General features: G+C 74.6%; 11 protein-coding genes and 1 pseudogene. 3 read left to right on the forward strand and 9 right to left on the reverse strand.

Annotation, left to right across the window (positions count from 1 at the left end):
* The 3 genes and pseudogenes from EAD96_RS28415 to EAD96_RS28425 form a co-directional block, all read right to left on the reverse strand.
* A pseudogene (locus tag EAD96_RS28415) lies at positions 1-431 on the reverse strand (hypothetical protein); the annotation flags it as partial.
* Positions 432-433: 2 nt separating this feature from the next.
* A complete protein-coding gene (locus EAD96_RS28420) occupies positions 434-1,924 on the reverse strand; it encodes a replication-associated recombination protein A (RefSeq protein WP_121686401.1) in 1,491 nt (496 codons plus the stop codon).
* A 74-nt stretch (positions 1,925-1,998) separates the two neighbouring features.
* Positions 1,999-2,211, reverse strand: a complete 213-nt coding sequence (locus tag EAD96_RS28425) for a hypothetical protein (RefSeq protein ID WP_013285485.1) — start codon at positions 2,209-2,211, stop codon at positions 1,999-2,001.
* Between the two features lie 132 nt (positions 2,212-2,343).
* Between EAD96_RS28425 and EAD96_RS28430 the strand changes: the two genes are divergently transcribed.
* A complete protein-coding gene (locus EAD96_RS28430) occupies positions 2,344-3,084 on the forward strand; it encodes a GNAT family N-acetyltransferase (RefSeq protein WP_121686402.1) in 741 nt (246 codons plus the stop codon).
* Positions 3,085-3,179: 95 nt separating this feature from the next.
* Here EAD96_RS28430 and EAD96_RS28435 read toward each other — a convergent pair whose 3' ends face one another.
* The 4 genes from EAD96_RS28435 to aspS form a co-directional block, all read right to left on the reverse strand.
* Positions 3,180-4,532, reverse strand: a complete 1,353-nt coding sequence (locus EAD96_RS28435) for an MFS transporter (protein ID WP_121686403.1) — start codon at positions 4,530-4,532, stop codon at positions 3,180-3,182.
* Entirely contained in the window at positions 4,529-5,143 is a 615-nt protein-coding gene (locus EAD96_RS28440) for a helix-turn-helix domain-containing protein (RefSeq protein WP_120570525.1), read from the reverse strand. The genes EAD96_RS28435 and EAD96_RS28440 overlap by 4 nt, the downstream gene beginning before the upstream one ends.
* Positions 5,144-5,204: 61 nt before the next feature.
* The gene (locus EAD96_RS28445) at positions 5,205-6,014 is read right to left on the reverse strand and encodes a sugar nucleotide-binding protein (RefSeq protein WP_121686404.1); all 810 of its coding nucleotides are present in this window, start codon (positions 6,012-6,014) and stop codon (positions 5,205-5,207) included.
* 65 nt (positions 6,015-6,079) lie between these two features.
* Positions 6,080-7,885, reverse strand: coding sequence for an aspartate--tRNA ligase (aspS, locus tag EAD96_RS28450; RefSeq protein ID WP_121686405.1), 1,806 nt, complete (start codon positions 7,883-7,885; stop codon positions 6,080-6,082).
* Between the two features lie 151 nt (positions 7,886-8,036).
* Between aspS and EAD96_RS28455 the strand changes: the two genes are divergently transcribed.
* Complete coding sequence (locus tag EAD96_RS28455; protein ID WP_233586203.1) at positions 8,037-8,735, forward strand: DUF998 domain-containing protein; 699 nt, start codon at positions 8,037-8,039, stop codon at positions 8,733-8,735.
* Between the two features lie 59 nt (positions 8,736-8,794).
* On the opposite strand, the gene EAD96_RS28460 is transcribed toward EAD96_RS28455, so the two are convergent.
* Together EAD96_RS28460 and EAD96_RS28465 are read right to left on the reverse strand one after the other, a co-directional pair.
* Positions 8,795-9,844, reverse strand: a complete 1,050-nt coding sequence (locus EAD96_RS28460) for a S1 family peptidase (protein ID WP_120570529.1) — start codon at positions 9,842-9,844, stop codon at positions 8,795-8,797.
* A gap of 201 nt (positions 9,845-10,045) precedes the next feature.
* A complete protein-coding gene (locus EAD96_RS28465) occupies positions 10,046-10,522 on the reverse strand; it encodes a helix-turn-helix domain-containing protein (protein WP_121686406.1) in 477 nt (158 codons plus the stop codon).
* A 56-nt stretch (positions 10,523-10,578) separates the two neighbouring features.
* Here EAD96_RS28465 and EAD96_RS28470 point away from each other — a divergent pair.
* Positions 10,579-11,091 (forward strand): PaaI family thioesterase (locus tag EAD96_RS28470; RefSeq protein ID WP_147457949.1); only part of this gene is annotated, 513 nt, incomplete at its 3' end.

Consider the following 11,091-nt stretch of genomic DNA (forward strand, 5'->3'; position numbering starts at 1 on the left):
CGGCGAGGCTGAACGACGCGGGCACCTGCCGACGGAGTGCCGGGCCGGCCGGCGGGTGACGGCGGCGGAACCGGCTGGCCGGTCGAGGGCGGCTGGGTGCCCGGTGCCGGGGGCCGCGGAGCCTGCCGGCCGGCGGGCGGCACACCGGGGCCCGGAGCCGGCGCGGCGGCCGGGCGGGGTGGCCGGGCCGGCTCGCCGTCCGGCCAGGACGGGTCGGCGCCGGGGCGCGGCGCGGGGACGCCCCCGTCCGGTCCGAGTTCACCGCCCTGCTGCTTGGCGGTACGCAGGTCGTCGATCCAGCCGAGTTCCTCGCCGACGACCGTCGGGTCCAGCTCGGGCTCGGCCCGGCCCCGTCCCCACCGGCGGCCCTTGCCCCGCGGGTCGCGCCGCTCGTCGGGGCCGTCCGCCGGCCGCTCCGGACCACGCGCCATCACTACTGACCCCCCTCGGCGGCGTCGCTGCCGCCCTCACTCGCCCCGCTGGCCTGCTCGCCGCCCCCCACCCGGGCCCCGTTCGCGGCGGCCGGGGCGCCGGCCTCCGCCCGGGTCGCCGGAGCCGGCAGCCCGCGCACGATCCGGCGCAGCAGCGGCAGCCGGGTGGCCACCGCCCGCTCCGCGCCGTGCCCGCTGGGCTGGTAGTAGTCGGTTCCGACGAGGTCGTCCGGAGCGTACTGCTGGGTGACCACCCCCCGGTGGTCGTCGTGCGGGTAGCGGTAGCCGGCGCCGTGGCCGAGGCCCCGCGCGCCGGAGTAGTGGGCGTCGCGCAGACCGCGCGGCACCGCGCCGCCCCGACCCGCGCGTACGTCGGCGACGGCAGCGCCGATCGCCGTGGTGGCCGAGTTCGACTTCGGCGCGGTGGCCAGGTGGATGACCGCCTGGGCCAGGTTGAGCTGTGCCTCCGGCAGGCCCACGTACTCGACCGCGTGGGCGGCCGCGGTGGCCACTGTCAACGCGGTGGGATCGGCCATGCCGACGTCCTCACTGGCGAAGATCACCAGCCGGCGGGCGATGAACCGGGCGTCCTCGCCGGCCACCAGCATCCGGGCCAGCCAGTGCAGTGCCGCGTCCACGTCCGAGCCGCGCATGCTCTTGATGAACGCGCTCGTCACGTCGTAGTGGGCGTCGCCGTCCCGGTCGTAGCGCACCGCCGCCACGTCGACCGCCTGCTCGGCCACGGCCAGGTCGATCCGGCCGGTGCCCAGCGCGGTAGCGGTGGCCGCCGCCGCCTCCAGCGCGGTGAGCGCCTTGCGCACGTCGCCCCCGGCGAGCCGGACCAGGTGGTCCTCCGCCTCCTCGGCCAGGACCAGCGCCCCGCCGAGCCCGCGCTCGTCGGCCACCGCGCGGCGCAGCAGCCCGCGTACGTCGTCGTCGTCAAGGGCCTGGAGGGTGAGCAGCACGCAGCGCGACAGCAGAGGCGAGATGACCGAGAAGTACGGGTTCTCCGTGGTCGCCGCCAGCAGCGTGACCGTCCGGTCCTCGACGGCGGCGAGAAGCGAGTCCTGCTGGGTCTTGCTGAAGCGGTGCACCTCGTCGATGAACAGCACCGTGGGCGGGCCGCCGGACCGGCGTTGCCGCCGCGCGGTGTCGATCACGGCGCGCACGTCCTTAACGCCCGCGGTGAGCGCGGACATCGCCACGAACCGCCGGTCGGTGGCCCGGGCCACGAGGTGGGCGATGGTGGTCTTGCCGCTGCCCGGCGGACCCCAGAGGATCACCGACATCGGCGCCGCGCCCTCGACCAGCTGACGCAGCGGCGCTCCCGGCGCGAGCAGGTGCTCCTGCCCGACCAGCTCGTCGATGCCCGCCGGGCGCATCCGCACCGGCAGGGGCGAGTCCGCCCGGGTGTCGGTGAAGCCGTCGGCGCCGCCCGCGCCCGCGGGTGCGCCGGCCGGCTCGCCGAGGGTGAAGAGGGCGTCCGATTCCATCACGAGAACAGTACCGGGCCGGGCCGACGACGCCGGAATCGCGCCGCCGCCCCGGCCCGGGTGGTCTTTTCCGGTCAGCCGCGGCCCGGCCGCCGGCCCCGGTACCACCGGCCGCCACCGCCGCCGCGCGGGCCGGAGCCGACGCCGGCCAGGTAGAGCGAGAGCAGCAGGAAGCCGATGAGCATGAGCGTCGTGGTGCTGAACAGATCGGGGGCGCCGAGGTCGGTGTTCATGAAGTCGAGCAGCAGCGCGAAACCGAACACGATGGCCGCGAGAATGGCGAGCATTTCGTTCCTCCGGTGGGGGTTCCCAGCAGGTCGGCGACGGATGTACCCAATCGGTCTGTTCGTCAATCTCCACCGTGGAACAGGAGGTGCCTCGGCCCTCGGTACCAGCAGGGATGCTCGTACGCTGGCGGAATGATCACGGTCGACGAGTCGCTGACGGAGCGGGAGGGGCTGCTGGCCGCGGCCCGCCGTCACCCGTTCGCCCGGCACGCGCTGCGGGGCGACGAGGCCGTACGCGGATGGCGGCACGGCGGCGCGGTGGGGTGGCTGCTCCCGCCGGGCGAGTGGTCGGCCGGCGGCGCGGTCGGCGCACCCGGCCCGGCACTCGACGTCTTCGCCGCCCACCGGGCGGACGGGACGCTGCGGGCCGGTCAGTCGATCAACCTTTCCCACGCCGATCCGGACGAGGTGGCCGCGCGGCTGCCGGTGGCCCGGCTCACCGAGTGGGACTTCCTCTGGACCACCGGCCCGCCGCCGCGGCAGCCGGAGCAGGAGCGGGTGGTACGCCTGACCGGGGCCGACCGTCCCGCGCTTGCCGCGCTGATCGAGGAGGCGTTCCCGAGCACCACCTCCCGGCCGGGCGATCCGGGCATCGTCGGCTGGTACGGCATCCGCGACGGTGACCGCCTGCTCGCCTGCGGCGCCGATCGCAGCCGGGGTGACATCGGCTTCCTGGCCGGGCTGACGGTCGCGCCCGGGCATCGCGGCCGGGGGCTGGGCGCGGCGCTGACCGCCGGGATGACGTGTGCCTTGTTCGACCGGTACGACGCCGTGGCGCTGGGCGTGTACCCGGACAACGTGGGCGCGATCCGGCTCTACCGCCGGCTCGGCTTCACCGCCGCCGAACGCCGCACGTCGATCCGGCTCGCCTGACGCAGCCTCCCACGCCGGGATCCTGGTACGGAACGGCCGTCACAGGGGCGCTCGTGTGCCAGGATCTCGTCCGGTCCCGGCGGATCGCGCCGGGGTCAGTCCCGGCCGGCGGGGGCTGCGGCGGCGTCGAGGGACGGGCCGGCCGGCTCGGGCGCCAGGCCGGAGTGGCCGGGGCCGGCCGTCGCCTCCGGTTCCACTGTGACGTCCTGCGGGGTGCGGCAGGCGGCGCGCCAGGCCGGCAGGTAGAGCGGCGCGGCCACGGCGAGCACCACCCCGCCGACGATCATGGCGACGCTGACGCTCGTGGCGTCGGCCAGCGCGGTCAGCGTGACCGCGCCGAGCGCGCCGGCCGGCTGGGCGGCCATCGAGTTCAGCGAGAGCACGCTGGTCCGGTACGGGCCGTCGACCTGCCGGTGCAGCAGGCCCATGTGCAGCGGGTTCGACGCGCCGTGCACGGCGTAGCAGGCCAGGTACGCGATGAGCACTCCGACCGGGCCGGCCAGCAGGCCCATGCCGACCACCGTCACGCCCTGGAGGATCCGCATCAGCGCGGCGGCCGGGGCGGCACCGAGGCGGCGCAGCAGGAACGGGGTGAGCGCGGCGCCGGCGGCGTTCGCCAGCCAGGCCGCCGTGCCGGCGGGACCGAGCAGCGCCGCCGCCCGGTCGGCGCCACCGACCACGTCGGCGAGGCGTACCGGGAGCAGCGACTCGAAGGTGACCATGCCGAAGCCCCAGAACAGCTCGACGGCGACCAGGGCCAGCAGCACCCGGTTGCGGCGCAGCAGCCCGACGGCCTGCCCGACCATGCGGGGCGCGTCGACCACCGAGGCGCGCAGCGCGGCCGGGCCGGTCGCGGGCCGCCGCTCGGCCATCAGCGCCAGCAGCGCCACGATGGACACGGCCTGGAGCACGGCGGCGACGATCACCGGCAGCGCCAGCGCGCTGACCGGGCCGACCGGGCCGAGCGCGACCAGGCCGCCGCTGAGCAGCGCGCCCGCGCCGATGGCGACGCCGACCACGGTGCCGGCCCAGCCGAGGCCGCGCTCGTACTCGGCCTCCGGGTCGGCGGCGAGCGTGGCGTCGACGTACCAGGATTCCATCGGGCCGCTGTCGAGCGCCCGGTAGACGCCCTGCAACGCCCAGACCAGGAAGAACATCCAGAACGAGTCGGCCACCGCCATGAGCGCCAGCGAGCCGAGGCCGATGGCCCAGGCGGCGACCAGCACCGGCTTGCGGCCGAGCGCGTCGGCGAAGCCGCCGGTGGGCAGTTCCAGCGCCAGTACGACGAGGCCCTGCGCGGTGGCGACCAGGCCGATCTGGGACAGCGTGAGCCCGCGCTCCTGCATCAGCAGGATCATCACCGGCATGAGCAGGCCGGTGGGCAGCCAGCGCAGGCCGTACAGCGTGAGGTAGCGGAACCGGATCTGGCGTACGGACAGCGCGGTCACGGCTTCTCCTCGGCGGGCGGCGGGGTGGACCGCGGGTAGGCCGCGTCCATCGGCAGTGCGGCGAGGTAGAACTGCACCGTCTCGGCGTCGGGGTCGTCGGGGTCGGTGGCGTCGCGGTGCCGCTCGAAGACCGCGAAGACCTCCTCCTGGATCGCCTTGAGGCGGTCGACCGGGATCCGCATGAAGAAGTCGCCCATGCCGAAGCCGTCGCGCCAGTCCGCCGACCACCGGTGCCGCTGGGCGAACCAGCGTTCGGCGTGCTGGGCGAAGAAGCGGACGTAGTCCGCCTCGATCCACTCGATGGCCGCCCGCGCGTCGGGGTCGTCGTCGAAGTCGCTGGACTCCCAGTTGGTGACGTCGTGCGCGGCCCGCCAGTAGCGCTGGCGGCCGGTGCCGAGGCTCGGGTCCTCCACCACGAGACCCACCTCGGCGAGCTGGCGCAGGTGGTAGCTGGTCGCACCGCTGTTGGTGCCGAGCGCCTCCGCGAGGGCGGTGGCGGTGGCCGGACCGCCCACGCGCAGCGCCCCGACCAGCCGCATGCGCAGCGGTTGGGCCAGGGCACGGACCTGTCGGTGGTCGATGCGTACGGTGCGCTCCTTCTTCTCCTCCATAGGATGCACAATATCTGTGCACACATTCCATGCACAAGAGGCTTGCAAAGAATCTGTGCAACTAGCCGTACAGCTCGGTGATCCCCCGCAGGCGGGTCCGCAGCAGCCCCGCAGCGCGGGCGGAGTCCAGCACCACCTCACCCGGGCGGTGCTGCCCGGCGGAGGCGATCGTGGTGGTGCGCAGCCCGCCCGCGTCCACCCCGTCGTGCCGGGCCACCAGCACGCCCAGCTCGGCGCGGCTCACCGCCTCCGGCCCGGCCACGTTGAGCAGCCCGGCGTAGTCGCCCGGCACCAGCTCCAGCACCGCGGCGGCGAGATCGGCGACGTGCACCGGGCAACGCAGCTCGTCGGTGAACAACGTGGCCCGCCCGGCCAGCGCGTCCCGACAGAGCTGGATCTGCTTGCTGCCCTCCCCCACGATCAGCGACGTCCGCACCACCGCCGCGCCCGGATCCACCGCCCGCACGGCCGTCTCCGCCGCCGCCTTCGCCGCCCCGTACGGGTGCAGCGGCGTGGGCACGTCCTCGTCCGCGTACGGCGTGGGCCGCCCGGCGTGCAGCGCGTCGCTGGACAGGTGCACCAGCCGGGCGCCCACCTCGGCGGCGGCTACCGCGATGTGGGCCGCCCCGTCCGCCGTGACCGCCCAGTCGTCGTACCGGTAGGGGGTCGCGACGACCGCGCCGGGGCGTACCCGCGTCAGCAGCTCGCGCACGGCGGCGCGGTCGGTCACGTCGAGCCGGTGCGGCGCGACGCCCGGCACCGCGACGGCGGCGCGGTGGTACGTGCCGGTCACCCGGTGCCCGGCGGCGACCGCCTGCCGGCACACCTCGGCGCCGAGGAAGCCGCTGGCTCCCACCACGAGCAGGTGCATCAGTCCCCCTGAAGATCGGAACGGCCCGCGTCATCATGACGCGGGCCGTTCCGGCAGGCGAACGATCAGGTGGGGTCGGCCACCGGGGCGGCCGGGCCGGCGGTGCCGGCGTGCGGGCCGGCTGGCGCCTTCGGCTTGGCGTCGATGCCGGCCTCGGCGCGCTGCTGCCCGGTGATCGGGGTGGGCGCGCCGGTCAGCGGGTCGAAGCCGCCCCGGGTCTTCGGGAACGCGATCACCTCGCGGATCGAGTCCGCGCCGGCCAGCAGCATGCAGACCCGGTCCCAGCCGAACGCGATGCCGCCGTGCGGCGGAGCGCCGTACTTGAACGCCTCCAGCAGGAAGCCGAACTTGTCCTGCGCCTCGTCGGCGGTGATGCCGAGCAGGTCGAACACCCGCTGCTGCACGTCGCCCCGGTGGATACGGATCGAGCCGCCGCCGATCTCGTTGCCGTTGCAGACGATGTCGTACGCGTAGGCCAGCGCCCGGTCCGGTGCCTCCTCGAACCGGTCCACCCACTCGGCGTTCGGCGAGGTGAACGGGTGGTGCACGGCGGTCCAGCCGCCGTCGTCCGTGCGTTCGAACATCGGCGCGTCCACCACCCAGCAGAACGCCCAGGCGCTCTCGTCGACCAGGTTCGACCGCTTGGCGATCTCGATCCGGGCCGCGCCGAGCAGCTCCTGCGCCTCGCGGGTGTTCGTGCTCGCGGCGAAGAAGATCGCGTCGCCGGGCTTCGCGCCGACCGCGTCGGCCAGGCCGGACAGGTGCGCCTCGGACAGGTTCTTCGCCACCGGGCCGCGCGGCTCGCCGGTCTCGGCGTCCAGCACCACGTACGCCAGGCCGCGCGCGCCGCGCGCCTTGGCCCAGTCCTGCCAGCCGTCCAGCTCCTTGCGGGTCTGCGAGGCGCCGCCGGGCATGACCACCGCGCCGACGTAGCCGCCCGCGTCGATCGCGCCGGCGAACACCCGGAACTCGGTGCCGCGCAGATAGTCGGTCAGCTCGGTCAGCTCCACGCCGTAGCGCAGGTCCGGCTTGTCCGAGCCGTACCGGGACATGGCGTCGTGCCAGGTGATGCGCGGGATCGGCCGGGAGATCTCGTAGCCGGCGAGGTCCTTCCACAGCGCCGAGACGATCGCCTCGCCCAGGTCGATCACGTCGTCCTCGGTGACGAACGACATCTCGATGTCGAGCTGGGTGAACTCCGGCTGCCGGTCGGCGCGGAAGTCCTCGTCGCGGTAGCAGCGGGCGATCTGGTAGTACCGCTCCATGCCGCCGACCATGAGCAGCTGCTTGAACAGCTGCGGCGACTGCGGCAACGCGTACCAGCTACCGGGCTGCAGGCGCACCGGCACCAGGAAGTCGCGCGCACCCTCCGGGGTGGAGCGGGTCAGCGTCGGCGTCTCGATCTCCAGGAAGTCCCGCTCGTGCAGCACGCCGCGGGCGATCTGGTTGGCCCGCGAGCGCAGCCGCATGGCCTTGGCCGGGCCGCCCCGGCGCAGGTCCAGGTAGCGGTACTTGAGCCGGATGTCGTCGCCGGCCTCGATCTGGTCGTCCACCGGCAGCGGCAGCGGCGCGGCCTCGGAGAGCACCTCCAGCGCGGTCGCGGTCACCTCGACCTCGCCGGTCGGCAGGTCCGGGTTCTCGTTGCCGTCGGGGCGGCGGGTCACCTCGCCGGTGACCTTGACGCAGAACTCGTTGCGCAGCGCGTGCGCGTCCTCCTCGCGGAAGACCACCTGCACGACGCCGGAGGCGTCACGCAGGTCGACGAAGATGACACCGCCGTGGTCGCGCCGGCGGGCCACCCACCCGGCGAGCGTCACCGTCGAGCCGGCGTCCGCGGCGCGCAGGCTTCCGGCATTGTGGGTACGGATCACGGCTGGCGTCTCCTCAATCTGGTCCACTCACTGCTCCCCCGCATTCTGTCAGGACGGGCGGGCCCGCTCCCCGGCACCCGTCGAGCCGGGCCGCCCCGGGTGCGTGGCCAAAGCGCCGTGCGGGCCGGGTCCGGCGGTCTACCGTGGCCGGGTGCGTGCCGTACCGACCTGGGCCGTGGCCACCGCGGCCGCCGCGCCCGCGCTGCTGGTGGCGGGCTGGACGGTGGCGGGCGCCCGCCAGGGGCCGGGGTACGACCCGGTGCGGGACACGATCAGCGAACTGGCCGGCGAGGGCGCGACCGATCCGTGGCTGATGGGCGGAGCGCTCGTGCTGCTCGGCTGCTGCTACTGCGCCACCGCCGCCGCGCTGCACGCCGCCGGGCTGCCCAGCCGCTTCCTGCTCGCGGTCGGCGGGGTGGCCACCGTCGCGCTCATCGCGTTCCCCCGTCCGCAGGTGGGCGGCTCTCCGGCGCACGGGGTGGTGGCCACCGTGGCGGTGCTCGCACTGTCGCTCTGGCCGGCCGGGACGGCGCTGCGCCTGCCCCGCAGGGTGCCGCGCGCGGTGGCCGCCTCCCCGGCGGGCCGGCCGCCGTGGGCGTTCCGCCGGCCGGTGGCGCTGGCCGTCACGGCGGTGCTGCTGGCGTTGTTCTGCTGGTCGGTGGCCGAGGTGACGGGCGGCTCCCGGACCGGGCTGGCCGAGCGGGTGGCCGCGCTCGCGGTGACGCTCTGGCCGCTGGCGGCGGTGCTGTCCGCGCGGCGGGCCCACCGGCACTGGACGGCCCGGCCGTCGGAGCCGCCCCGGCCGGACGGCCCGCCGGTCGGTCCGGGCCGCCTCGGGGCGGGCGCCTGAGACGGGTACGCGGAACGGGCCGCCGGTCACCCGGCGGCCCGTTCGTGGGAGTGCGTGGATCAGAAGACGCTCACGCCGTAGCGGCTGAGGGCCTCGGTGACCGGCTGGAAGTAGGTGGTGCCACCGGTGCGGCAGTTGCCGCTACCACCGGAGGTGAGGCCGAGCGCGACGGTGCCGGCGAACAGCGAGCCGCCGCTGTCGCCCGGCTCGGCGCAGACGTTGGTGCGGATGAGGCCGGAGACGCTGCCCTCGGCGTAGTTCACGGTCGCGTTGAGCGCGCTGACGCTGCCGCTGCGCAGGCCGGTGGTGCTGCCGGAACGGCGGACGGACTGGCCGACGTACGCGTTGCCGGCCGAGGTGATGTCCTGGAAGCTGCCGTTGTAGAGCGAGACGTTGCCGGCCGCGTTGGCCGAGTTGTTGTGCCGGACGATGCCGTAGTCGTTGCCCGGGAAGCTGGTGCCGGTCCGGGTGCCGAGCAGGCTGGTCTGCGCGGAGTTGCTGTACCAGCTCGACGAGATGTTGGTGCAGTGGCCCGCGGTGAGGAAGTAGTAGGTCGAGCCGCTGCGGACGTTGAACCCGAGCGAGCAGCGACCCCCGCCGCCGGCGTAGATCGCCTGGCCGCCGGAGATCCGGGTGCTCAGCACGCCGGCCTCGGCCTCGATGCGGATCGCGCCGTTGTGACGGGCGGCGGCGGCCTTGACCCGCTCCAGCTTGGCGCCGGTGACGGTGCTGTCGACGGAGACGACGACCTGGTTCGTGGCCGGGTCGGTCCACCAGGCGGTGCCGGGGATCTTGGCGGAGCGCTCCAGCTCGCTGGTGGCGGCGTTGAGCTTGTCCGCGCCGCGCGCCACGATCTTCGGGATGGCGCCGGCGTCGCGCACCTGGCGGGCGGTGGCGGTGTCGGTCACCGTGACGACCATCTTGCCGCTGGCGTCGGCGTACGTGCCGGCCGCGCGGGCGCCGAGCTTCTCGACGAGGGTGGCGGCGGCGTCCGGCGAGAGGGCCGTGGGGGCGGCCTGCGCGGGGGCGCCGAGCAGCGAGCCGGTGACCAGGGTGCCGGCGACGGCGACTGCGGCGGCGCGGCGGAGCGTGGACCTCGTGGGTCGCATGTAACAACCTCCGAATGGGGGTGAACGGGCGCTGTCATGGGGGCGCGCCCGAGGACAACCCGGGCGACCTGGGGAAACCGCCCGGGTGCCCAAAGTATTCACACATTTAAGATCGTAAGCAAGACATGGCTTTGCCCGGATTCGCACCAGCGCCCGGTGTAACGCCGAAGCAACAACATCGACATCATCTGTCAGAGCGGCTCAGGGTGCGCGGCGGCGGGCGCCCGGGCCCGGGCGGGGCAGCACGTCACGCGCCTCGGTGATCTCGTGCCCCCCGGCGCACCGCAACGCGACCCGGACCTCGGCGCCGCAGTCGCGGTGCGCGACGCTCAGCGGCGAGCCCTCCGGGTCGGCCAGGTAGCGGTCGCCCCATCCGAGCACCGCGACGAGCACCGGCCACAGGTCCAGCCCCATCTCGGTGAGCCGGTACTCGTGGCGCGGCCGGCTGCCCGGCTCGCGGTACGGCTCCCGGCGCAGCACGCCGCGCTCGACGAGCATGGCGAGCCGGTTGGTCAGCACCTGGCGCGGGATGCCGGTACGCACCCGCATGTCGTCGAACCGGCGTACGCCGTTGAAGACCTCGCGCAGCACGACGAGGGTCCACCGCTCGCCGAGGACCTCCATGGCGCGCGCGATGGTGCAGTTCTCCACCGACCAGTCCAGTGCCGCGGGTCTCATGCCGACCAGGCTAGGTCTGATTGACAGACTCAGCAACGCGCTGCGAGGCTGAGTCCATGACGCAGACGCAGGAGCGCACCCGTACGTTCACCTGGTCCGACCCGGCAGCCGGCGCCGCACACCTGGGCCGGCGCAGCGGCCTGGAACTGATGCAGGCGATGATCGCCGGGGAGCTGGCCGCGCCGCCGATCATGCACCTCGTCGACATGTCCCGGATGGAGGCCGAGGAGGGGCGCGTAGCGGTCGAGCTGCTGCCGCAGGAGTTCCACTACAACCCGCTCGGCACCGTGCACGGCGGCGTCCTCTCCACGCTGCTGGACACCGCCGCGGCGTGCGCCGTGCACACCACGCTGCCGGCCGGCGTCGGCTACACGTCGCTGGACCTCAACGTGAAGTTCCTGCGCCCGGTGACAGTCGACACCGGCCTGCTGCGCTGCGAGGGCACGGTGCTCCAGCGGGGCCGCCGTACCGCCCTGGCCGAGGCCCGCCTCACGGACCCCGCCAACCGCCTGGTAGCCCACGCCACCTCGACCTGCCTCATCTTCCCCCTCCCCCTCTCTCTTATACAC

The organism is Micromonospora sp. BL1 (genome assembly GCF_003667485.1).
In the GTDB taxonomy this organism is placed as follows: domain Bacteria; phylum Actinomycetota; class Actinomycetes; order Mycobacteriales; family Micromonosporaceae; genus Micromonospora; species Micromonospora tulbaghiae.